General features: G+C 72.5%; 19 protein-coding genes. 8 read left to right on the top strand and 11 right to left on the bottom strand.

What is annotated here, in order from left to right:
* Positions 1–80: 80 nt before the first annotated feature.
* Positions 81–1,769: a DUF1800 domain-containing protein gene (locus VFE82_RS11485; RefSeq protein ID WP_325000445.1), complete on the top strand. Its 1,689-nt coding sequence runs from the start codon at positions 81–83 to the stop codon at positions 1,767–1,769.
* Between the two features lie 10 nt (positions 1,770–1,779).
* On the top strand, positions 1,780–3,165 hold the full coding sequence (locus VFE82_RS11480; protein ID WP_325000444.1) for a DUF1501 domain-containing protein: 1,386 nt from the start codon (positions 1,780–1,782) through the stop codon (positions 3,163–3,165).
* Positions 3,166–3,177: 12 nt separating this feature from the next.
* On the opposite strand, the gene VFE82_RS11475 is transcribed toward VFE82_RS11480, so the two are convergent.
* On the bottom strand, positions 3,178–3,987 hold the full coding sequence (locus VFE82_RS11475; RefSeq protein ID WP_325000443.1) for an anti-sigma factor: 810 nt from the start codon (positions 3,985–3,987) through the stop codon (positions 3,178–3,180).
* Between the two features lie 10 nt (positions 3,988–3,997).
* Positions 3,998–4,588 (bottom strand): RNA polymerase sigma factor, encoded by a 591-nt coding sequence (locus VFE82_RS11470; RefSeq protein ID WP_325000442.1) that lies wholly within the window; start codon positions 4,586–4,588, stop codon positions 3,998–4,000.
* Between the two features lie 112 nt (positions 4,589–4,700).
* Between VFE82_RS11470 and VFE82_RS11465 the strand changes: the two genes are divergently transcribed.
* Together VFE82_RS11465 and argG are read left to right on the top strand one after the other, a co-directional pair.
* Positions 4,701–5,018 carry a pyrimidine/purine nucleoside phosphorylase gene (locus tag VFE82_RS11465; RefSeq protein WP_325000441.1) on the top strand — a complete coding sequence of 106 codons (318 nt, stop codon included), beginning with the start codon at positions 4,701–4,703 and terminating at the stop codon, positions 5,016–5,018.
* Between the two features lie 17 nt (positions 5,019–5,035).
* Positions 5,036–6,367 (top strand): argininosuccinate synthase, encoded by a 1,332-nt coding sequence (gene argG / locus VFE82_RS11460; RefSeq protein ID WP_325000440.1) that lies wholly within the window; start codon positions 5,036–5,038, stop codon positions 6,365–6,367.
* Positions 6,368–6,398: 31 nt separating this feature from the next.
* Here the strand turns inward: argG and VFE82_RS11455 are convergent, their stop codons facing one another.
* The 3 genes from VFE82_RS11455 to murB form a co-directional block, all read right to left on the bottom strand.
* On the bottom strand, positions 6,399–10,115 hold the full coding sequence (locus tag VFE82_RS11455; RefSeq protein WP_325000439.1) for a translocation/assembly module TamB domain-containing protein: 3,717 nt from the start codon (positions 10,113–10,115) through the stop codon (positions 6,399–6,401).
* Between the two features lie 8 nt (positions 10,116–10,123).
* Positions 10,124–11,938: an autotransporter assembly complex protein TamA gene (locus tag VFE82_RS11450; protein WP_325000438.1), complete on the bottom strand. Its 1,815-nt coding sequence runs from the start codon at positions 11,936–11,938 to the stop codon at positions 10,124–10,126.
* Between the two features lie 129 nt (positions 11,939–12,067).
* Complete coding sequence (gene murB / locus VFE82_RS11445) at positions 12,068–13,129, bottom strand: UDP-N-acetylmuramate dehydrogenase (RefSeq protein WP_325000437.1); 1,062 nt, start codon at positions 13,127–13,129, stop codon at positions 12,068–12,070.
* Positions 13,130–13,174: 45 nt separating this feature from the next.
* On the opposite strand from murB, the gene VFE82_RS11440 reads away from it, so the two are divergent.
* From VFE82_RS11440 to VFE82_RS11430, 3 genes are read left to right on the top strand one after another with little or no spacing between them, the layout of a single operon-like run.
* Positions 13,175–13,660, top strand: coding sequence for a YajQ family cyclic di-GMP-binding protein (locus VFE82_RS11440; RefSeq protein WP_325000436.1), 486 nt, complete (start codon positions 13,175–13,177; stop codon positions 13,658–13,660).
* A 5-nt stretch (positions 13,661–13,665) separates the two neighbouring features.
* Positions 13,666–14,307 carry a retropepsin-like aspartic protease family protein gene (locus VFE82_RS11435; RefSeq protein WP_325000435.1) on the top strand — a complete coding sequence of 214 codons (642 nt, stop codon included), beginning with the start codon at positions 13,666–13,668 and terminating at the stop codon, positions 14,305–14,307.
* Positions 14,307–15,911, top strand: a complete 1,605-nt coding sequence (locus tag VFE82_RS11430) for an MFS transporter (RefSeq protein ID WP_325000434.1) — start codon at positions 14,307–14,309, stop codon at positions 15,909–15,911. The genes VFE82_RS11435 and VFE82_RS11430 overlap by 1 nt, the downstream gene beginning before the upstream one ends.
* 36 nt (positions 15,912–15,947) lie before the next feature.
* Here VFE82_RS11430 and VFE82_RS11425 read toward each other — a convergent pair whose 3' ends face one another.
* Together VFE82_RS11425 and plsY are read right to left on the bottom strand one after the other, a co-directional pair.
* Positions 15,948–16,166, bottom strand: a complete 219-nt coding sequence (locus VFE82_RS11425; RefSeq protein ID WP_325000433.1) for a hypothetical protein — start codon at positions 16,164–16,166, stop codon at positions 15,948–15,950.
* Positions 16,167–16,280: 114 nt separating this feature from the next.
* Positions 16,281–16,922 carry a glycerol-3-phosphate 1-O-acyltransferase PlsY gene (gene plsY / locus VFE82_RS11420; RefSeq protein ID WP_325000432.1) on the bottom strand — a complete coding sequence of 214 codons (642 nt, stop codon included), beginning with the start codon at positions 16,920–16,922 and terminating at the stop codon, positions 16,281–16,283.
* A 293-nt stretch (positions 16,923–17,215) separates the two neighbouring features.
* Here plsY and VFE82_RS11415 point away from each other — a divergent pair, with 293 nt between their 5' ends.
* A complete protein-coding gene (locus tag VFE82_RS11415; RefSeq protein WP_325000431.1) occupies positions 17,216–18,433 on the top strand; it encodes an MFS transporter in 1,218 nt (405 codons plus the stop codon).
* On the opposite strand, the gene VFE82_RS11410 is transcribed toward VFE82_RS11415, so the two are convergent.
* The 4 genes from VFE82_RS11410 to VFE82_RS11395 all read right to left on the bottom strand — a co-directional run bounded on the left by VFE82_RS11410 (position 18,430) and on the right by VFE82_RS11395 (position 23,068).
* Positions 18,430–20,091: an L-lactate permease gene (locus VFE82_RS11410; RefSeq protein ID WP_325000430.1), complete on the bottom strand. Its 1,662-nt coding sequence runs from the start codon at positions 20,089–20,091 to the stop codon at positions 18,430–18,432. The genes VFE82_RS11415 and VFE82_RS11410 overlap by 4 nt on opposite strands.
* A gap of 96 nt (positions 20,092–20,187) precedes the next feature.
* A complete protein-coding gene (locus VFE82_RS11405) occupies positions 20,188–20,679 on the bottom strand; it encodes an aminoacyl-tRNA deacylase (RefSeq protein WP_325000429.1) in 492 nt (163 codons plus the stop codon).
* 3 nt (positions 20,680–20,682) lie between these two features.
* Positions 20,683–21,984 (bottom strand): UDP-N-acetylglucosamine 1-carboxyvinyltransferase, encoded by a 1,302-nt coding sequence (locus VFE82_RS11400; RefSeq protein ID WP_325000428.1) that lies wholly within the window; start codon positions 21,982–21,984, stop codon positions 20,683–20,685.
* A 22-nt stretch (positions 21,985–22,006) separates the two neighbouring features.
* Complete coding sequence (locus VFE82_RS11395; protein WP_325000427.1) at positions 22,007–23,068, bottom strand: aldo/keto reductase; 1,062 nt, start codon at positions 23,066–23,068, stop codon at positions 22,007–22,009.
* Positions 23,069–23,078 lie beyond the last annotated feature (10 nt).

The following is a 23,078-nucleotide window of genomic DNA, read 5'->3' as shown; positions in this document are numbered from 1 at the left end:
GGTTACTCGCCCGTTACCACGCCGCGCGAGACGTGCACCCTGCTGCTGAGCTTCAATCGCCAGCACAACAGGGGGATGCCATGGAAGAGGACATCCAGGTCGGCGACGACCTGCGGGACGACACCGGTGTTGCCGGGTCGGGCATGCAATGGCTGGCGGCAGCCGCGGTGGCCGCGCCGCTGCTGGCCGCCTGCGGGGGCGGCGGAGGCGATGTCTCTGGGGCGCGCTGGGCGGGGTCGGTCTCCGGGCCCGACACGCCGGAGCAAGCCGCGCGCTTCATGGCACAGGCCACGCTGGGCGCCCGGCGCCAGGACCTGGACACCTTGCAGGCCATGGGTTACGCGGCGTGGCTGGAAGACCAGTTCAACCAGCCGCGCAGCCAGTCGCACTTCGACTGGCTGCTGGCCAACGGCTACGGCAACGAGAGCTTCCGCAACAGCACCGCCGGACTGGACAACAGCATCTGGCGCAAGTTCATCACCAGCCCCGACGCGCTGCGCCAGCGCATGACGCTGGCCCTGTCGGAGATCCTGGTGGTGTCGGTGCTGGGCGTGGACGCCACCTTCCGGCAGTTCGCCGTCGCCAACTACCTCGACATCCTGGAAGCGAACGCGTTCGGCAACTACCGCCAGCTGCTGCAGCAGGTGACGCTGTCGACGGCGATGGGCTACTACCTCACCTACCGGGGCAATGCCCGCGCCAGCGCGCAGGGCAGCCAGCCCGACGAGAACTACGCGCGCGAGCTGATGCAGCTGTTCACCATCGGCCTGGTGCAGCTGGACCCTGAAGGCCGCGTACGCCCCGGCAGTCCCGAGACCTACGGCCAGGCCGACGTCAGCGGGCTGGCGCGCGTGTTCACCGGCTGGAACCTCGACACCACCGGGCTGGCCCAGCCGCTGCCGCCCGAGGTGCACCGGCGGCCCATGGTCCAGAGCGGCAACCGCTACGAGACTGGCAGCAAGAGCTTCCTGGGCGTCACCCTCCCCGCCGGCACGCCGGCCGCCGCGGCGCTGTCCACCGCGCTGGACACCCTGTTCAACCATCCGAACCTGCCGCCCTTCGTGGGACGCCAGCTGATCCAGCGGCTGGTGACCAGCAACCCGAGCCCGGCCTACGTCGGGCGGGTGGCCGCCACCTTCGCCGACAACGGGCGCGGGGTGCGTGGCGACCTGCAGGCGGTGCTGCGCGCCATCCTGCTCGATCCCGAGGCGCGCGATGCCGCCACCGCGGCCGCACCCACCTTCGGCAAGCTGCGCGAGCCGGTGGTGCGGTTCCTGCAGTGGGCGCGCACCTTCGGCGCTTCGTCGGCGTCGGGGGTGTGGGCGATCGGCGACCTCTCCGACGCCGGCAACCGGCTGGGGCAAAGCCCGATGCGATCGCCCTCGGTCTTCAACTTCTTCCGCCCCGGCTACGTGCCGCCGAACAGCGCGGTGGCGCAGGCGGGCCTGGAAGGTCCGGAGTTCCAGATCACCAACGAATCGTCGGTTGCCGGCTACCTGAACTTCATGCAGAACGCGATCGCCGGCTCGAGCGTGGGCGATGTGCGGGCGGACTACGGCGCGCTGCTGGCGCTGGCGCCGGACTCGCGCGCGCTGCTCGACGAGATCAACCTGCTGCTGGCCGCGCGCCAGCTGTCGGCGCCCACGCTGGCGGCCCTGAAGACGGCGCTCGACACCGTGCCGGTCGCCACCGATGCGGGCCGCCGCAACCGGGTGCAGGCCGCCCTGCTGCTGGTGCTGGCCTGTCCCGAATACCTCGTCCAGAAGTGAGGGCCGCCCGATGAACGCTCCCGTCTCCTCCCTCGGCCAGGCTTCGCGCCGCGCCTTCCTGCGGCGCGGCGCCGCCCTGTCCATCGCCGGCGCGGCCGGGCCCTGGGCCCTGAGCCTGGCCGCCATGGGCGAGGCCGCCGCGCAGACGGCGACCGACTACAAGGCGCTGGTCTGCGTCTTCCTGTATGGCGGCAACGACTACGCCAACACCGTGGTGGCGTACGACCAGGCGAGCCACGACGCCTACCGGGCGCTGCGCCCCAGTGTCGCCCTGGACCGGGCGGCCCTGGCGCCGACCCTGCTCAATCCCGCGACGCCGCTGCCGGGCGGCCGGCAGTACGCGCTGGCGCCGGGCCTGGCACCGCTGCTGCCGGTGTTCGACGCGGGGCGCATGGCGGTCCTGCTGAACATCGGCACGCTGGTGACGCCCACCACCAAGGCGCAGTACCAGGCCCGCTCGGTGCCGCTGCCGCCCAAGCTGTTCTCGCACAACGACCAGCAGTCGTACTGGCAGGCGTCGTCGCCGGAAGGCGCACGCTCCGGCTGGGGCGGCCGCCTGGGCGACCTGTTCGCCGCCGGCAACGGCACCTCCACCTTCACCTGCATCAGCGTGACGGGCAATGCCGTCTACCTGGCCGGCCAGTCGGCGGTGCAGTACCAGGTCACCTCGAACGGCTCGGTGCCGGTGAACGGCGTCAAGCGCCCGTTGTACGGCTCGGCCGCCTGCTCGCAGGCGTTGCAGAACCTGCTCGTGGCGCCGCGCACCCACCTGCTGGAGAACGAGTACGCGCGCGTGACCCGGCGCTCGGTGGAAGCGAACGACCAGCTGACCAGCGCGCTGGCCGGCGCGACGCTGACCACCGCCTTTCCCACCGGCGGGCTGGCCGACCAGCTGAAGCTGGTGGCACGGCTGATCGCGGCGCGCAGTGCGCTGGGTGCCAAGCGGCAGGTGTTCTTCGTCTCGATCGGCGGGTTCGACACGCACGATTCGCTCGCCACCGCCCATCCGGGGCTCATGGCGTCGGTCGGTGGCGCGCTGGCCGCCTTCCAGCAGGCGACCCAGGACCTGGGCGTGTCCGAGCAGGTGACCGCGTTCACGGCCTCGGATTTCGGCCGCACGCTCCTGAGCAACAACGACGGCTCGGACCACGGCTGGGGCAGCATGCACTTCGTGGTCGGCGGTGCCGTGCGCGGCCGCTCCTTCGTCGGCAACGCGCCGGTGCTGGCCGACAACGGCCCCGACGACGTCGGCCAGGGGCGCCTGCTGCCCGCGCTGTCGGTCGATCAGCTGGCCGGCACGCTGGCCGGCTGGTTCGGCGTGTCCGCGAGCGACCAGCTGACCGTGCTGCCGAACCTGGACAACTTCAGCACCCGCAACCTCGGCTTCATGGCCTGAGCGGCAGCGGCGTCAGACGGCGGTCTGGAGCAGCGCACCCTTGAACAGCACCGGGCCGGTCGGTTTGCCGGCCGGCGCCCCCCCGCGCGGCTCCAGGCTGATGGCCAGCGCGGGCACCTCGCGCACCTGGTTCTCGGCGGCGGTCAGCCGGATGACGGGCGCGGCGCCCAGCACCCCCAGCGAGCGCGGTGCACCGCCCGGCGGCAGCGCCCACAGCTCCAGCGACCGGTCGGGGCCTTCCTGGAAGTTGCCCACGCGCTTGAGCGTCAGCGTGTTGCGCTGCGGATCGAAGGTCACCAGTACGGAGGCGGTCGACTTCTCGTCCGACAGCACCGCGACGTACTGGATGTCCGGACGGGCCTGCAGCTGCGCGGACAGCTGCGTGTTCTGCTGCGCCAGCTGGCGCGCCTGCTCGCCGGCCCGGGCCAGCTCGCCCTCGCGCGCCTGCACCGTCCGGCCCAGGTTCACCGAGACGACGGCCACGGCCGCCGCGGCGACGCCGCCGGCCAGGGCGGCGCCGCGCCACCAGCCGAGGTGGCGACGCAATCGATCGAGCATGGGCTCCTCCTTGGCCGCATCCGGGCGCTGCTCGGCGGCGATCAGGTTCTCGATGCGCTTCCAGACGTTCGGGCCGGGCGCCTCGTGCGGCTGCAGCTCGGTGAGCGAGGCGAAGCGTTCCTGCCAGAGCAGCGCGGCAGTGCGCAGGGTGAGGTGCTGCCGCGCGAGCGCCTCGAAGCGGCGGCGCGCGCCGCCGCGCAGGGTGCCCAGCGCGTAGGCGCATGCCAGGCGGTCGGCCAGGTCGGGATGGCGATGCAGGTCCATGGCGCGTCCTTCAGGCGAAGCGGGCCATGCAGCCGCGCAGCTGTTCCAGCCCGCGACGGATCCAGGTCTTGACCGTGCCCAGCGGCAGCCGGAGCTGCTCGGCCAGCTCGCTGTGGCTCAGGTCGCGCAGGTAGGCCAGGCTCACCACTTCGCGCTGACGCGACTCGAGCTTGCGCAGGCATTCGTGCAGCGCCCAGGCCTGCTCGCTCGCCTGGCTGGTGTCCATGGGGTTGGCCGCGTCGCCGGCGACCGTCTCGGCGATCGCGTCGTCCAGCTCCAGGGCGGCGTCGGCGCGTTCGCTGGCGCGCCGGCGCAGGAAGTCCAGCGCCCGGCTGCGCACGATCACGCCCATCCAGGCCATCGGCGGGCTGAGCGAGGCGCGGTAGTCGCCCGCGATCCGCCACACGTTCAGGTAGGCATCCTGCAGCACGTCCTCCGCCCAGTCGCGGTTGCCCGCCACCCGCAGCGCCACGCCATAGAGCTTCGAGGAGGTGAGGTCGTACAGCTCGCGCAGCGCGGCCTCGCCGTCGCCGGGTCGGGCACGCGCGGCGATGCGGTCGATCAGGGACACCAGCTGCTGGTCGGAAAGGTCATGGGCCATGGGCGCGGATTGTCGGGCTTGCAGACGATACGCGCCGGCAGTCGGGATGGATTCACGGATGAGCCCTGCGGCCGGTCCCCTAAAATCGCGGGTTTCCCCCGAGCACAGCCCCATGACCACCGAGACCCTTGCCGGCGTCAGCGTCACCACGCGCGCCAACGTGTACTTCGACGGCCGCTGCGTGAGCCACGGCATCAGCTTTCCCGACGGGACCAAGAAGTCCGTGGGCGTGATCCTGCCCGCCACCCTGACGTTCAACACCGGCGCGCCGGAGATCATGGAATGCGTGGCCGGCTCGTGCGAGTACAAGCTCGCCGGCAGCGACCGCTGGGTCACGTCCTCGGCGGGCGAGAAATTCTCCGTCCCGGGCCAGTCGAGCTTCGAGATCCGCGTGGCCGAGGCCTACCACTACATCTGCCACTTCGGCTGAACCCAAGGACGCCCGCCATGGCCACCATCCTCCAGAACCTCCCGATCGGCCAGAAGGTCGGCATCGCCTTCTCCGGCGGCCTGGACACCAGCGCCGCCCTGCTCTGGATGAAGAAGAAGGGCGCCGAGCCCTACGCGTACACCGCCAACCTGGGCCAGCCGGACGAGCCCGACTACGACGCCATCCCGCGCAAGGCGACCCAGTACGGCGCCAAGCTGGCCCGCCTGGTCGACTGCCGCCGCCAGCTGGCGCACGAGGGCATCGCCGCCCTGCAGGCCGGCGCGTTCCACATCTCCACCGCGGGTGCGACCTACTTCAACACCACCCCGCTGGGCCGCGCGGTGACCGGCACCATGCTGGTGGCCGCGATGAAGGAGGACGACGTCAACATCTGGGGCGACGGCTCGACCTTCAAGGGCAACGACATCGAGCGCTTCTACCGCTACGGCCTGCTGACCAACCCGTCGCTGAAGATCTACAAGCCGTGGCTGGACCAGGCCTTCATCGACGAACTGGGCGGCCGCAGGGAGATGTCGGAGTTCCTGATCGCCAACGGCTTCGACTACAAGATGTCGGTCGAGAAGGCGTACTCCACCGACTCCAACATGCTGGGCGCGACCCACGAGGCCAAGGACCTGGAGCAGCTGGGCTCGGGCATCCGCATCGTCAACCCGATCATGGGCGTGGCGTTCTGGAAGGACGAGGTACAGGTGCGCCGCGAGGAGGTGACCGTGCGCTTCGAGGAAGGCCAGCCGGTCGCCCTGAACGGCCAGACCTTCGACGATCCCGTGGCCCTGATCCTGGAGGCCAACCGCATCGGCGGCCGGCACGGCCTGGGCATGAGCGACCAGATCGAGAACCGCATCATCGAGGCCAAGAGCCGCGGCATCTACGAGGCGCCCGGCCTGGCGCTGCTGCACATCGCCTACGAGCGCCTGGTCACCGGCATCCACAACGAGGACACGATCGAGCAGTACCGCGACAACGGCCGCAAGCTCGGCCGGCTGCTGTACCAGGGCCGCTGGTTCGACCCGCAGGCGATCATGCTGCGCGAGACCGCGCAGCGCTGGGTGGCCCGCGCCATCACCGGCGAGGTGGCGCTGGAGCTGCGCCGCGGCAACGACTACTCGATCCTGAACACCGAGAGTCCCAACCTCACCTACGCACCGGAGCGGCTGTCGATGGAGAAGGTGGAGGACGCGCCGTTCTCGCCACTGGACCGCATCGGCCAGCTCACCATGCGCAACCTGGACATCGTCGACACGCGCGCCAAGCTGGGCGTGTACAGCAAGGCCGGCCTGCTGCTGTCCGAAGGCGGCTCCGCGCTGCCGCAGCTGGGCGACAAGTGACCGCCGGCCTCCGCGCTCGCGGAGGCCCCCTTCAGTCGTACGCGAACGTGAAGATCAGGTCGAGCGCGGCGCGCTCCCCGGCCTGCGCCCGCACGGTCACGCGCCGCGACAGGTCGTAGAAGACGAACAGCGTTCCCACCGCGCCCGACAGGCTGCGCTCGTAGGCGGCGTACAGGTTGCGCCCCAGCCGCTTGCCCAGCGTCACGGCCGGGCCCTCGGCGCCCGAGCGGCTGAACGACAGCTCGTCCAGCCCCACCAGGCCCGCCACGCCCTTGCCGCTGCCGCTGCGGCCCGAGCGGCTGGCCAGCAGCGCCACGGCCGCCTGCTGCAGCAGCGCGGTCTCGGCCCCGCCCTGGGCCGCCGGACGCCCCAGCACCAGCCAGGACAGCTTCTCGGCCTCGGGCAGATCGGGCTCCGCGTACAGGCGAACGAACGGCGCCTGCGCGGTCCCGGTGACCTGCACCCCGACCCGCTGGGTGAGCCGCGGGCGGATCGCCAGCACGTCCAGCGCGGGGTTGTCGACGGGGCCCGTGAACCGCAGCACGCCGCGCTCGATGTCCAGCCGCTGGCCATAGGCCTGGTATTCGCCGCCGACGGTGTTGATCACGCCCACCAGCCGCGGCGCCGCCAGCGAATCGCCGGACACCACCAGCGTGCCCGCCAGCCGGGTCTGGATGCCGCGCCCCTGGACGCGGAAGTCGTCGCCCAGGTTCAGGTTCACCGCCAGCGTCAGCGGTCGGGCGGACGGCCCGCCCTGCGGATCCGACGTGCGACGGTCGTCCCCGATGGCCACGCCGGGCGGCAGGTTGCGCACCACGACGTCGTCGCCGAGCCGCGGCGCCGCCTCGTCGGGCAGCCGGATGCGCGCCCGGTCGACCCGCAGGTCGCCACGCACCTCGGCCGCGCGGCCGTCCATGCGCGCGCTGACCTGTCCCGAAACGGTCAGCTCGCGGTCCGACCGGGCGCTGGCGCGCAGCCGGTCCAGCGTAGCGGCCACGCGCACCTGCACGCCCTCGCGCGTCCACTCGCCCTCGCCGCTGCCCGCCAGCCTGCCGCCCTCCGGGCCGGCGCCACGCAGCGACAGTTCCTCCACCACCAGCCGGTGCCCGGCCAGGCGCGCGCGCAACCGGCCATCCTGCAGGGCCACGCCGTCGACCACCGAGCGCAGCGCGAGGTCGTCGGCGCGCAGGGTGCCGCTCAGGGCCGGATCGCCGCGGGTGCCTGCGACCGCCAGGTCCGCCGCGAGCGATCCGCGCAGGCGCCACCCGGGCGGCGCCAGCAGCGACCACACCCCGAGCCGCGGCAGCTGGGCGCGCAGCATCCCGTCCAGCGGCGCGGTCTCGGGCCAGGTCCAGGTGCCATCGGTCCGCGCCAGGCGGCTGGCCACGCGCGCCTCGGCCGTGCCGGCGCGCTCGGAGTCCCAGCGCAGCGACAGCGTGACGCCGTCGCCTTCGCTCTCCAGCGCCAGGCGCGCCTCGCGCACGCCCGCCTGCACCCGCGCCGGCGCGCCCTCGGCGGTTTCGGCCAGGACGGAGATGTCGCCGCGGCTGCGGGCGAGCGAGGCGCGCAGCCGCAAGCTGTCGCCCAGCTGCGCGTCCCATTGCGCATCGAACACCAGGTCGCCGGCCAGCGCGGCGCCGGTGCGCTGCGGGCCGGCGACCAGCTCGATCCAGGCAAGCGGCAGGCCGGTCAGGCGGCCGGCCGTGCGCAGCTGCCCGCTGCGCCAGTGCAGCGGATCCCAGGCGAACAGCGCCGGCTCCGCGGGCCGGGCCACCGGCGCGGCGAGCGTCGCCTGGCCGGCGCCGAGCGCCAGCTGGCCACCGGCCCAGCGCCAGGCCACGGGCGAGCGCAACGTCACCCGCCAGGGCCCGGGTGCGATCTGCGGGTCGCGCACCGATGCCGCCAGCGAGGCGACCTCGCCCTGCCAGGCATCGGCCCCCCGCCGGCCGCCGCGGCCGGCGATCTCCAGCGCGCCGTCCCGGCCGGCCCAGCGGCCCCGCCCGCGCAGGTCGAGCCGCGCATCGGCCAGGCGGCCGTCGAGCCTGGCGGTGACGTCGTGCACGGACCAGGCGGAGGCTTGCGCGCCCGACGCTTCCAGCAACGGCAATGCCAGCGTGGCCTGCACGGTCGGGTCGTCCCAGCCGCCCTGCCAGCCCAGCTGCAGTTCCCCGCGGCCGGCCACGGGCGTTCCCGCCACGATGGCCGGCATGGCCGGCAGCTTCGCGAGCCAGCGCTGCGCCTGCGCGAGGTCGCCGGCCGCCAGGCGCGCGGTGCCGCCACCAGCCGCGGGGGCGAGGGAGCCGACGGCACGCAGACGCAGGCCCGGGGCCTCCAGGTCGGCGCGGCCGCGGCCGGTCCGGGTGGACGGCTTCAGGTCGAACGCGGCATCCAGCCGGGCGTCCGCCGTGCGCACCACCAGCAGCGGCAGCGAGAGCTCCTGGCCCGACCAGCGCCCCCGGGCCGTGAGCGTCCGCAGCTCCAGCGCCCCGACCGCGGCGGCAAGCTCCGATCCGGCCGCAGGCGCCGCAGCCGCCGCGCCGGCCGACAGTTCGGTGTCGAAGGCGACCGCCGGGCCGGCGCCTCGCAGCCCCACCCGCCCGCTCAAGGGCACCGGCGCCATGGCGCTGTGCACGGCCGCCGGGTCGATGCGCGCCAGCGTGCCGTCGAGCGCCCAGGCGTCTTCGCCCTCCCAGCGCCCGCGCGCCTGCACGCGGCCGCCACCGACCTCGGCCTCCAGCTCGCGCACCAGCACGGCGCGGGGCTGGCGCCAGTCGGCTTCGGCGCGCAGCCGGGCGACCGGAAGCCGCCGGCGGTCCCATGGCCCCGCGAGGGCGTTCCGGACGTCGGCACTGACTGCCCAGGCCGACGGTCCCTGCGACTGCAGCGACACCCTGCCGCCCAGCAGGGTGTGCGGCGCCTGCGGCCACAGCGCCCCGACGTCCAGCGATTCGAAGTCGGCACGCGCCGAGGCCAGCGGCAGCGCGGCCCACGGCGTGACGCGTGCGCTGGCGTTGGCCCGGGTCGCGCTGGTGGCGCCCGCCCCCGGCTCGCCTTCGATGCGCGCCGTCAGGTCGAAACCGGCCAGCGGCCCGGCCGCGCGCGCCTCGAACACCAGCGGCAGCGGATCGGGCGCGCCGGGCAGCGGTGCGGCGAACCGGCCCTGCACGCGGGCCTGCAGCGGGAACTCGCCCCGGTCGCCCAGGCGCGCGTCGCCCCGGTAGTGGCCGCCCTGCACCACCAGGTTGCGCAGCGAGAGATGGTGGGTCGCACCGTCGTAGTCGTAGGCCGCCGCCAGGTCTTCGAGCGCCACGGCCGGCGGACCGACCCAGTCGATGCGGCCGGCGACCAGCTCTCCCACCGCCACCTGGATCGGCAGCGCGAGCGACGCCGGCGGCTGCGGCTTCTCGCCGGTCTTGGGCCGCCGGTCGTCGATCCGGATCCGGGCGGCGCGCAACTGGTCGACGCGCAGCTGGCGGCGCAGCAACGCGAGCGGCTGCCACTCCAGCTGCACGGCATGCGCCTCGACCAGCAGCCCGTCCTGGTTCCAGGCCAGCCGCTCGGCCTGCACCCCCTGGCGCAGCGACCCGCGCACGCCTTCGGCCTGCAGCGGCTGGCGCCGCGCGACCTGCTCCAGCACCCAGCGTGCCGAGCCCTCGGTGCCCGACCAGACCCAGGCGGCGGCCACGGCCAGCAGCACCAGCCCGACCAGCACCGACAAGCCCCCGAGGATCCAGCGCAGCGTCCGCATCGTCGTGCCTAGAAGGTCGTGCTCAGGGTGATGTGCAGCCGGAACCGGCGCGGCTGCACGCCGTACGCCAGGTCGGCCTGCAGCGGCCCGAGCGGGCTGCGGTAGCGCACGCCCGCGCCGACGCCGTACGAGGGGCGCAGCCGCGCCAGGTCGTCGGCCACGGCACCCGCATCGACGAACAGCGCGCTCTCGAACGGCGTCTCGACGCCGTTGCGGCGGATCGGCCGCTGCCATTCGACGCTGCCCACGGCCAGGTAGCGGCCCGGCGCGACGATCCCGTTGGACCGCTCCACGCCGATGTCGCGCAGCCCGTAGCCCCGCACCGAGGTGTCGCCGCCGGTGCGGAACAGCTGGCTCGCGGGCACCCGCGCCTGCCGCGAGGCGAGCACGGCGCCGGCCTCGCCCCGCCACTGGATGCGCCCGCGCTCCAGCGGCTGCAACGCCAGCCCGCGCAGCACCGTGCGCTGGAACGGCGACTTGCTGCCCACCAGGGTGAGGCCGCCGCCGATCTCGGCCCCGACCGAGAAGCCACTGCTGGGGAACGGCACGCGGTCGAAGTAGCGGCCGTTCCAGAGGAAGTTGGCGCTGAGCGCGGTGCCGTCGCCGGTGTCCTCGGGGAGCGCCGCACCGGCTTCGGCCTGGACCGTCGAGCGGTCGAACTGCAGGTAGGCATTGCGGTCGATCCGGTCGTCGCTGCGGCTGCGGCCGAACCGCAGCCGCTGGCTGTTGGTGACCAGCGAGCCGTCGTCGGCGCGCTCGATGCGGGCCGAGCCGCCCCAGCGCCACAGGTCCTCGCCCGGGATGGCGTTCAGTTCGGTCTCGATGAACGGCGTTCGGCGCTCCAGCTGCAGCCGCGTGACCGCCCGCCAGCCGATGCCCGGCAGCCGGTTCTGCGTGTACTCCACCGTGCCGCGCGGGCCGCTGTCGGTCGACACGCCGACGCCCAGCACCAGCCGGTGCAGCGGGGCCTCGCGCACGTTCACCTGGACCGGCGCCGCGGCGGGGTCGCTGGCCGGGTCGACGTAGATGAACGCGGAGTCGAAGTAGCCGCTGCCCACCAGCCGCAGCTGCGCGCGCTGGATCTGGTCCTGGTCGTAGATGGTGCCGGGCGCCAGCCGCGCCAGGCGGGGCGCCAGCAGGGGGTCGTAGCGCTGCATGCCGCTCACGTGCATCGGCCCGAGCCGGAACACCGGCCCCGAATCCAGCTTCAGCCCCAGCCGCACGCGGTTGGCGCCGGCGTCCGCCCCGGCCAGGCTGTCGCTCACCCGTCCGGCGAGGTAGCGGCGCGCCACCAGGTCGCGCAGGGCCTGCGTCTTGGCGTCGTCCCACGCATCCTGCGTCCAGGGCCGGCCGGCCGGCAGCGTCCAGTTCTCCCGGATGCGCGAGCGCTGGATGATCGCGTCCGGCACTTCGGACTGCTGGATGTCGCCCTCGAAGGCGATGTCGACGGCGGCCACGGTGGCCTTCGGGCCCGGATCGACCTCCACCACCACCAGCGGCACCGGGCCCGGCGCGCCGGGCTCGCGGCGGATGTCCAGGCGTGGCGAGAAGAATCCCAGGGTGCCCACCAGTTCCCGGGTGTCGCGCTCGGCCAGCCGCAGCAGCCGCTCGAGTTCGGCCTCCTCGAGATCCGGCACCTCGCGGTACCGCTGCAGCTCCAGGTGGCGCTCCAGCAGCTCGCGCACCTGCGACGGCGCCCGCACCTCGATGCGGAACGAGCCCGCCGACCGGTCGTCCTGCGCCCAGGCGGACGTGCCCGCCAGGCAGGCAAGCCATCCCAGGATCTGCAGGAGGCAGCCTAGCCGCCGGCGCCACACGCTCATCGTTGTCGTTCAGCTCTCAGGCGCCCGGCATGGACGCCACACCGGATGATGAAGAGGACGGCGGCTCAGCCGCGTAGGTGCAGGCCGACACAAGCCCGGCCGGGATGCGCGGCCCGGCCGGATGGCCGGTCAGACCACCACCGGCTCCGGCTCGAGCCGGATGCCGAAGCGCTCGTAGACGCTGGTCTGGATCGCGCGGGCGAGCGTGACCACCTCGCCGCCGGTGGCACCGCCGCGGTTGACCAGCACCAGCGCCTGCTTCTCGTAGACGCCGGCGTTGCCGACCGACTTGCCCTTCCAGCCGCACGCGTCGATCAGCCAGCCGGCGGCCAGCTTCACGGTGCCGTCGGGCATCGGGTAGTGCACGATGCCGGGCTCGCGGGCGATGATGTCGGTGCACTGCTCGGGCGTCACCGTCGGGTTCTTGAAGAAGCTGCCCGCGTTGCCGATCACGCGCGGGTCGGGCAGCTTGGCGCTGCGGATCGCGCAGACCCAGTCGAAGATCTGCCGGGCCGAGGGCTCGCGCACGCCGGTCTCGGCCATCTTGCGTTCCAGGTCGACATAGCCCAGCACCGGCTTCCAGGGCTTGGGCAGGCGCAACCGCACGCGCAGGATCAGGGCCCGCCCGGCCAAGCCCATCCCGCGCGGGTCGGCGGCGGTCGCCTCCCCTTCGGGGGCCGGATGCTTGAACACCGAATCGCGGTAGCCGAAGGCGCATTGCGCCGCCGTGAGCGTGAACACGCGGCCGGTCTGCAGGTCGATCGCGTCGAGCGACTCGAAGCGGTCCTGCAGCTCGACCCCGTAGGCGCCGACGTTCTGCACCGGCGATGCGCCGACCGTGCCCGGGATCAGCGCCATGTTCTCCAGCCCCGGCAAGCCGTGCTCCAGCGTCCAGGCGACCAGCTCGTGCCAGTTCTCGCCCGCGCCCGCCTCGACGATGGTGGCCCGGGGGCCGTCGTCCACGACGCGGCGGCCCGGCACCTCGACCTTCAGCACCAGCGGCTTGACGTCACCCGTCAGGACGATGTTGCTGCCACCGCCCAGCACGAACTTCGGCCGCTGCGCCAGCTGCGGGTCGGCCAGCACGGCCGCCACGTCGGCTTCGTTGCGCACGCGCACCAGCTCGCGCGCCTTGGCAACGATGCCGAAGCTGTTGTGCGGCGCGAGCGCGACGTTCTGCTCCACGATCATGGGAGAATTGTCGCCCAAGCGAACTGATGCACGGGGGAGTTGCGAATGCCGTCTTTCGACACCGTCTGCGAACCGAACCTGGTCGAGGTGAAGAACGCCGTGGACAACACGGCCAAGGAGATCGCGACCCGGTTCGACTTCAAGGGCACCTCGGCGGCCATCGAGATCAAGGACAAGGAGATCACCCTCTTCGGCGACGCCGAGTTCCAGCTCGGCCAGGTCGAGGACATCCTCACCAACAAGCTGGCCAAGCGCAACGTCGACGTGCGCTTCCTCGACAAGGGCAAGGTCGAGAAGATGGGCGGCGACAAGGTCAAGCAGGTGGTCAAGGTGCGCAGCGGCATCGAGTCCGAGCAGGCCAAGAAGGTCACCAAGCTGATCAAGGAAAGCAAGCTCAAGCTGCAGGCGGCGATCCAGGGCGATGCGGTGCGCGTCACCGGCGCCAAGAAGGACGAGCTGCAGGCCGCGATGGCGCTGATCCGCAAGGAGATCAGCGACCTGCCGCTGTCGTTCAACAACTTCCGCGACTGAGCCGCATGCGTTACCTCGTGCTCGCGTGCGCCCTGCTGGCGGGCTGGACGGCCGCCTGCGCGCAGGCCGTCGCGCTGCAGGGCATGCTGGGCAGCAAGGCGCTGCTGATCGTCGACGGTGGACCGCCCCGGTCGGTCGCCCCCGGCGAGACCTGGAAGGGCGTCAAGGTGGTCTCCACCCGCGGCGACGAGGCCGTGCTGGAGACCGAGGGCCGGCGCTTCACCCTGCGGGTCGGCGAGGCGCCCGCCAGCGTGGGCGGTGGGGCCGGGCCTTCCTCCTCGGGCCGCATCGTGCTGTCGGCCCAGAGCGGCGGGCATTTCATGACCGACGGCAGCATCAACGGGCGCGCCGCCTATTTCATGGTCGACACCGGCGCCTCGGTGGTCAGCCTCGGCGTGCCCGACGCCGAGCGCATGGGCCTGGACTACAAGTCGGGCCAGCCGGTCCAGATGAGCACAGCCAACGGCGTGGCCATGGGCTGGCGCATCAAGCTGTCCAGCGTGCGCGTGGGCGACGTCGAAGTGCGCGAGGTCGACGCGGTGGTCGGCCAGCGCGCCATGCCGTTCGTGCTGCTGGGCAACAGCTTCCTCAACCGTTTCCAGATGCGGCGCGACAACGACCAGCTCGTGCTCGAACGACGCTACTGATGCCCGACCACGAGCGGGAGCCGACCGCCCTGCCGCCGCGCGTGTCCGCCTTCGGGCCGCTCGGCATCCCGGTGTTCCGCATGCTGTGGTTCACCTGGCTGGCCGCCAACACCACGATGTGGATGAACGACGTCGCGGCCGCCTGGCTGATGACGTCGATCGCGCCGTCGCCGCTGTGGGTGGCGCTGGTGCAGTCGGCCTCGACCCTGCCGGTGTTCTTCCTGGGGCTGCCCAGCGGCGCGCTGGCCGACATCCTGGACCGGCGCCGCTACTTCATGGTGACCCAGTTCTGGGTGGCCGGGATCGCCTCGGTGCTGTGCACGATGGTGCTGCTCGACGCGATCAGCCCCGCGCTGCTGCTGGCCCTGACCTTCGCCAACGGCGTCGGGCTGGCGATGCGCTGGCCCGTGTTCGCGGCCATCATCCCCGAGATCGTGCCGCGGCCGCAGCTGGCGCAGGCCCTGGCGCTCAACGGCGTGGCGATGAACGCGTCGCGCATCATCGGCCCGCTGATCGCCGGCGCCCTGATCGCCGGCGCCGGCAGCGCCTGGGTGTTCGTGCTGAACGCGCTGCTGTCGCTGACCGCCGGCTTCGTGATCATGCGCTGGCGCCGCGAGCACCGCGAAAGTCCGCTGGGCCGCGAGCGGCTGACCAGCGCGATGCGCGTGGGCCTGCAGTTCGTGCGCCAGTCCAGCCGCATGCGCGGGATCCTGCTGCGCATCTCGGTGTTCTTCCTGCACTCCACCGCCCAGCTGGCGCTGCTGCCGCTGGTGGCGCGCGCGCTGCCGGGCGGCGCCGCCGGCACCTACACCGCGCTGCTGGCGGCAATGGGCGCCGGCGCCATCTTCGCTGCGCTGCAGATGCCGCGCATCCGCACCTGGCTGCCGCTGGAGCGGCTGGTGCTGGTGGGCACCGCGCTGCAGGCCGCCGGCACGCTGGCGGTGGCCTACGCGCCCGCCACCTGGCTGGCCGTGCCCGCGATGTTCGTCTCGGGGATGGCCTGGATCACGGTGGCCAACTCGCTCACCGTGGCCGCCCAGATGGCGCTGCCCGACTGGGTGCGGGCCCGCGGCATGTCGATCTACCAGATGTGCCTGATGGGGTCGACCGCCACCGGGGCCGCCTTCTGGGGCCAGGTGGCCACCTCCAGCAGCGTGCGCGACGCGCTCACGGTGGCCGCCTTCACCGGCGTGTTCCTGATGCTGGTGGTGCAGCGGCTGATGGCCGACCGCGGCAGCGAGGAGGACCTGTCGCCCTCCAGCGGCATCCAGGCGCCGCACATGTCGGTGCTGCCGCAGGAAGGCCGGATCCAGGTGCACGTGGAGTACCTGATCGATCCGACGCGCGCCACCGAGTTCGAGGCGCTGATGCAGGACACCCGGCGCAGCCGTCTGCGCCAGGGCGCGCTGGGCTGGCAGCTGCTGCACGACCTCTCGGAGCCGGGCCGCTACGTCGAGCAGATCACCGACGAATCCTGGACCGAGCACCTGCGGCGCTTCGACCGCATCACGGCGGCCGATGCGCAGCTGCGCGACCGCCGGCTGGCGTTCCATGTCGGTGCCGAGCCGCCCGTCGTGAGCCGGTTCGTGATCGTCCAGGACTGAAGGCGGGCGGCTGCCACCACGCCGCGCAGGTCGCGGTCACGTGGGCACGTAACCCGGCTGCCGCCGCGCGATGAAGGTGCTCAGTCCGCGGCCGGCGCGGGCCAGGCGCTGCATCTGCGCCACCGCCTCCTCGCCGGCGCTGGCCTGCGTGTACAGGTAGGTGTGGCCACCCCGGAAACGCACCGCGATGGCGCCCGGACGCACCTCGTAGGCGACGACACCGGAGTGGCCGCTGAGGTTGCGATACGGGGTCATGCGGGCGGCGGGGGCAGGCGGGCCATCCCGCTTCGATCCGCCGGCCGCGCGGAAGTTGCCGGCCGGCCTTGCGGCCGTGACGGGCGCGGCGGGGCGCCGGGCGGACCGGCCGCCCTATCCCGCCGAACCGGTCTTCTTCGCGCCCAGGCGCGATTCGGTGCCGGCCAGCAGGCGCTTGATGTTCTCGCGGTGGCGCCAGGCCAGCAGCGCGGCCATGGCGAACAGCGCCACGGCGACCGGCGCCTCGGCGTACCAGCCGACCCGGTCGGCCAGCAGGTAGTAGGCCGGCGCGAACGCAGCGGCGACCAGCGACGCCAGCGACGAGTAGCGGAAGAAGAAGGCGATGACCAGCCAGGTCAGGCCGGTGAACACGCCCAGCAGCCAGTGGATGCCGAACACCGCGCCAAGGAAGGTGGCGACGCCCTTGCCGCCCTGGAAGCGGAAGAACACCGGGTACAGGTGGCCAAGGAAGGCACCGAGCGCGACCATCGCCACCGTGCCGTCCTCCAGGCCCCAACGCGGACCGTGGGCGCGCACCAGCAGCACGGGCACCAGGCCCTTCATCGCATCGAGCAGCAGCGTGACAATGGCGGCGGCCTTGCTGCCCGAGCGCAGCACGTTGGTGGCGCCGGGGTTCTTGCTGCCGAAGGTGCGGGGGTCCGCCAGGCCCATGGCCCGGCTGACGATGACGGCGAAGGCGAGCGATCCCACCAGGTAGGCGGCGATCGCGGCGAGGAAGGGAGTGAGCGTGTCCACGGGCGGCGATTCTGCCAGCTCGACCGCAGCAGTCGCCCACCGCGCCGGCCTCCGTGCGTGCGGCGGCGCTGCGACGCGGCCCGGACGCGACGCGGGCCCCGCGTTCCGTGACCGAATGCCGCTGGAGGCGCCGGGCCGGGGCCTGCGGCGGGCACGCCGCCATCGCCGCCTCAGGCAGGAACAGCCGGGCGAGCCGCCGCCCAGCGGTCGGCCCGCACGCGGCGCCCGTGCGGGACCGGGCGGAGTCTTCCTCCGGGCCGTCGGCTGGCCTTGTGGCAAGCTCGCCGCCTCGCATGACCCCTCCCGCCTCCGACGCCGCCGCGCTGCGCGCCACCCACCGCACGGTCAACCTGCTCGCGATCGCCGCCTTCCTGGGCGGCGCCGCGCTGCGCATCTGCGATGGCCTGCTGCCACGCCTGGCACGCGACTTCCAGGTGACGGCGGGCGTCGCGGGCCAGGTGGTCATCACCTTCTCCATCGCCTACGGCGTCATGCAGCTGGTGTTCGGGCCGCTGGGCGACCGCTTCGGCAAGGCGCGGATGGTCTGCATCGCCGTGTTCGGGTGCGCGGCGCTGGCGCTGGTGGCGGCCCTGGCGCCCGGCTTTCCCACGCTGCTGGCGGCGCGGGTGGGCTGGGGCATGGCGGCGGCGGGCGTGATCCCGCTGGCCATGGCCTGGATCGGCGACGCCGTGCCGATCGAGGAGCGGCAGCCGACCCTGGCGCGGCTGCTCACGGGCACGCTCTCGGGGATCATGGCCGGCCAGCTGGTGGGCGGCCTGTTCGGCGACAGCGCGTTCGGCTGGCGCGGCGCCTTCGTCACCATGGCGGCCGGCTACGCCGTCGTCGGCGCCCTGCTGCTGGCGCGGCTGCGGGCGATCTCGGCCGCGTCGTCGCCGGCGCCGGCCGATCCGGTGCCGGTCCACCGGCAATGGCGGCTGGTGCTCTCGTCGCCGTGGAGCTGGAAGGTGCTGGGGGCGGCGGCGGCCGAAGGCGCATTCCTGCTGGGGCCGATGGCCTACCTTCCGGCGATGCTGCACCAGCGCTTCGGCCTGAGCCTGTCGGCGGCCTCGGGCATGCTCGCGCTCTACGCGGTCGGCGGCCTGGTGTACGCGATGTCGGCCCGCATGCTGGTGCGGCGCATGGGCCAGGAGCGCATGGTGCTGGCCGGTGGCTGGCTGATGGGGCTGGGCTACCTGGGCTGGCTGGCCTCGCCAGTGGTGTGGACGGCGGCGCCCGTCGCCCTGCTGGTGGGCTTCGGCACCTACCTGTACCACAACACCCTGCAGACGCATGCCACGCAGATGGCACCAAGCGCGCGTGGCACCTCGGTGTCGCTGTTCGCGTTCTGCCTGTTCACCGGCCAGGCGCTGGGGGTCACGCTGGCCGGCGGCGCCTTCGACCGGTTCGGGCCGCTGGCCGTGCTGACCGCCTCGGCGCTGGCCCTGCCGGCTGCCGGCATCGCGTTCGCGCGGGCCCTGCGCACCCGCCTGCGCGAACAGCCGCAGCCCTAGCGGATCACCATCTCGGTGAACGGGTACACGTAGGCCTGCAGCGTGACCAGGATGCCCACCAGCGCGGCCAGCGCGATCGAGTGGAAGAACACGTAGCGCAGGATCTCGCCTTCCTTGTTCATCCAGCCGGTGGCGGTGGAGGCCACCACGATCGACTGCGCGTCGATCATCTTGCCCATCACGCCGCCCGAGCTGTTGGCCGCCCCCATCAGGTTGGCCGGCAGCCCGAGCTGCTCGGCCGCCACCTTCTGCATGCCGCCGAACAGCACGTTGGACGCGGTGTCGGAACCGGTGAGGGCCACGCCCAGCCAGCCCATCAGGGTGCCGAAGAACGGATAGAGCGGGCCGGTGGCGGCGAAGGCCAGGCCCAGCGTGGTGTCCAGGCCCGAGTAGCGCGTGACCGTGCCGAGCGCCAGCATCAGCGCGATGGTCAGCAGCGAGTAGCGCACCTTCCAGAACGTCGCGCCATAGACGCGGAAGATCTCGACCGGGTTGTATTTCATCAGCAGCCCGCCCACCAGCGCAGCCAGCAGGATGCCGGTGCCGGTGGCCGAGAGCAGCGTGAACGCATAGACGGCGCCTTCGCGCGTGGGCTGCGGCACCACCGGCGGGACCTTCTCGATCAGCTTGTCGAGGCCGGCGATCGGGTAGTTCGGCGCGAAGATGCCGTTCAGCCAGGCCTTGACCTGCGGCAGCCCCCAGAGGAACACGAACACCGCGAGCAGCACCCAGGGCATCCAGGCACGCAGCACGTCGCCACGCGCATGGACGGTGCGGGCCGCCACCGCGCCGGCGGTGCCGGCGTGCGCCTCGTGGCCGCGCGGCACCACCGACGTCCAGACCTGGGCCGGCTTCCACACGCGCAGGAACAGCGCCAGCGTGACCATGGACACCGCGGCGGCGATCACGTCCACCAGTTCGGGGCCGATGTAGTTGGACACCAGGAACTGCGGGATCGCGAACGACAGGCCCGTCACCAGGATGGCCGGCCAGATCTGCAGCATGCCGCGGAAGCCGGCGAACGCCCAGATCAGCCAGAACGGCACCAGCAGCGAGAAGAACGGCAGCTGGCGGCCCACCATCGCCGACACCGCCATCACGTCGTAGCCGTGCACCTTGGCCAGCGTGATGACGGGCGTGCCCAGTGCGCCGTACGCGACCGGCGCCGTGTTCGCGATGAGCGAGAGGCCTGACGCGGCCAGCGGCGAGAAGCCCAGGCCGATCAGCATCGCCGCGGTCACCGCCACCGGCGTGCCGAAGCCGGCGGCGCCCTCGAAGAACGCGCCGAACGAGAAGGCGATCAGCAGCAGTTGCAGCCGACGGTCCTCGGTGATGCCGGCGATCGAGTCCTGCAGGATCTTGAACGAGCCGTTCCGCTCGGTGAGCTGGTGCAGGAAGATGATGTTCAGCACGATCCAGCCGATCGGCAGCAGCCCCGTGAGCGCCCCGAGCCAGGCGGCGCGTCCGGCCATGCCGGCGGGCATGCCGAAGGCCACCACCGCGATCACCAGCGCCGCCACCAGGCCGGCCAGCGCCGCCACGTGCGCCTTCATGTGCAGGAACCCCAGCCCCACCAGCATCACCACCACCGGAATGGCGGCCAGCAGGGTGGACAGCACCATGCTGCCCATCGGGTCGTAGATCTGTTGCCAAGGCATGCGCGTCTCCCGTGTCGTTGTGAGAGCCGGATTGTGGGCACGGGGCCGCGTGCCGCGGCTGACGCTGGCTGACAGTGCGCGGCGGCTGGCGGCGCCCTACTCTTCCAGGGCGCAGTGCACCGGCCGGGCCGACAGCAGCTCGACGCAAACCCTCGGATCAATGCCCACCAGGTAGCCGCGCCGGCCACCGTTGAGCACAATGCGCGGCAACGCGAGGATGGACGCCTCCACGTACACCGGCATCTGCTTGCGCGTGCCGAACGGCGAGGTGCCGCCGACCAGGTAGCCGCTGTGCCGGTTGGCGACCTCGGGCTTGCAGGGCTCGACCGACTTGGCGCCGATCTGGCGCGCCAGGTTCTTGGTGGACACCTTGCGGTTGCCATGCATGAGCACGATCAGCGGACGGGCCTTCTCGTCCTCCATCACCAGCGTCTTGACCACGGTGAACGGATCGAGGCCGAGCACCTTCGCGCTGTGCTCGGCGCCGCCGTGCTCGACGTACTCGTACGGGTGCTCGGTGAAGGCCACGCCATGCGCCCGCAGCAGCGCGGTGGCCGGCGTCTCGCTGACGTGTTCCTTCCTCGCCATGGATCAGTCGGCCTCCACCCACTCGACCTGGGCGCCCAGGCCGCGGATGTTCTCGGCAAAGCGCGGATGGGCACGCCGCACGGGCGAGGCATTGCGGATCACGCTGCGGCCGGGGATGCTCGCGGCCAGCATCAGCAGCGCGATCGCCACCCGGATGATGTAGGGGCTGTCGACCTCGGCCGGCACGAGCGGCTTGCCGCCGAAGGTGATGACCCGGTGCGGATCAGCCAGCACGGTGTGGGCGCCGAACTTGGACAGCTCGCTGGTCCAGCCCATGGCACCGTCGTACACCTTGTTCCAGAACATCACGCTCCCCTCGGCGCGCACACCCAGCGCCACGAAGATCGGCAACAGGTCGACCGGCAGGTAGGGCCAGGGCGCGGCCTCGACCTTCTGCAGGATGTTGCGCGTGAACGGCTCGCGCACCCGCAGGCCGCCGGCCGCGACCGCGCGCGACCAGCCGCCCTCATGCAGCACCTCGACGCCGAACTTGGCGAAGGTGCGGTCGATCAGCGGAAACTGCTCCGGCGCCGAGTTCTTCACCTCGATGCAGCCCCCGGTCACGGCGCCAAGGGCCATGAAGGTCACGGCCTCGTGGAAGTCCTCGGTGAACCGGAACTCGGCGCCGCCCAGGGCGTCCACGCCGTGGACTGTCAGCCGGCTGGTGCCCACGCCCTCGATCTGCGCGCCCAGCCGCTGCATGAAGGCACAGAATTCCTGCACGTGCGGCTCGCTCGCGGCGTTCACCAGCGTGCTGGTGCCCCGCGCCAGCGCGGCGCAGAGCACGAAGTTCTCGGTCGTGGTCACGCTGGCGTAGTCGAGCCAGTGGGCGCTGGCGCGCAGCGGCCCTTCAGTGCGCATCAGCAGTGCGTCGGGCAGCCGCTCCACGCGGGCGCCGAACCGCTCCATCACCTCCACATGCGGATCGATCTCGCGCACGCCCAGCGTGCAGCCCTGCACGTCCTGCTCGATGCGGGCCACGCCGAAGCGGGCCAGCAGCCCGGGCACCAGCATGATGGACGAACGCATCTCCTCGGGCAGGTGGTGCCGCCGCGGATCGAACGCGGTGCGCGCGTGGTGCAGGTCGACCACGCCGGCGGCGAAGTCGACCCGCACGTCGCTGCCCAGCTGCTCGAAGATGTCGAGGATGCGGCGCACATCGGTGATGTCGGGGATGCCGTGCAGTCGCACCGGCGCCCGCGTCAGCAGGGTGGCGCACAGGATCGGCAGGACCGCGTTCTTGTTGGCGGACGGGACGATGCGTCCGGCCAGGGGCGTTCCGCCGTGGACGACGAGGTGGGCCATGGGTGCAGGCGTCCGGTCGGGTTCAGTTGGCGGGGTCGCGCAGGTTCCAGCGGATCGCGTCGATCTCGGCCAGCAGTTCGGGCGGCAGCGTGGTGCCCCAGGCGTCCAGGTCCTCGTCGAGCTGGGCCAGCGTGCGCACGCCGATGATGGTGCTGGCCACCTGCCACTTGGTGTAGCACCAGGCCAGCGCCATCCGCGTGGGCGTCAGGCCATGGCGGCGGGCCAGCGCGTTGTAGCGCCTGGCGGCCTCCAGCGCTTCGGGGCGGCCCCAGCGCTGCTTGCGCACCGACTCGAACCTGCCGATGCGCGCCTCGCGCGGTGTGCCCGGCCCGTCGATGCCGGCCTCGTCGTACTTGCCGGTGAGCAGGCCGAAGGCGAGCGGCGAATACGCGAGCAGCGAGACGTTCAGGCGGTGCATGGTCTCGTCCAGCCCGTTCTCCAGCGCGCGGCTGACCAGGCAGTAGACGTTCTGCACGGTGGCCACGCGCGGCAGGCCGTGCTGCTCGGCCAGCCGCACGAACTCGTGCACGCCGTACGGCGTCTCGTTGGACAGCCCGATGTGGCGGACCTTGCCCTGGCGCACCAGCTTCTGGAACGCCTCCAGCTGCTCGTGGATCGACGTCTGGGTGCGCTCCTTGGCGGGCTCGTAGTAGAGCGAGCCGAACATCGGCACGTTGCGCTCGGGCCAGTGGATCTGGTAGAGGTCGATCACGTCGGTCTGCAGGCGGCGCAGCGAACCCTCGCAGGAGGCCACGATGTCGGCCGCCGTCATGCCGGCGCCTTCGCGGATCCAGGGCATGCCGCGCGACGGGCCGGCCACCTTGGTGGCGAGCACCACCTTGCCGCGCGCGCCCGGTGTCTTGCGGAACCAGTGGCCCAGGATGGTCTCGGTGGCGCCGAAGGTCTCGGCGCGCGCCGGCACCGAATACATCTCCGCCGTGTCCAGGAAGTTGATCCCGCGGGCGAGGGCCCGGTCGAGGATGGCGTGTGCGTCGGCTTGGCCGACCTGCTCGCCGAAGGTCATGGTGCCCAGGCAGATCGGGGTGACGCGCAGGTCGCTGGCGCCGAGTTGGACGAGGTTCATGGAAGAAGGA

The sequence above is a fragment of the Ramlibacter sp. genome, from assembly GCF_035655895.1.
In the GTDB taxonomy this organism is placed as follows: Bacteria; Pseudomonadota; Gammaproteobacteria; order Burkholderiales; family Burkholderiaceae_C; genus Ramlibacter.
This window is presented reverse-complemented; position numbering and strand designations above follow the sequence as displayed.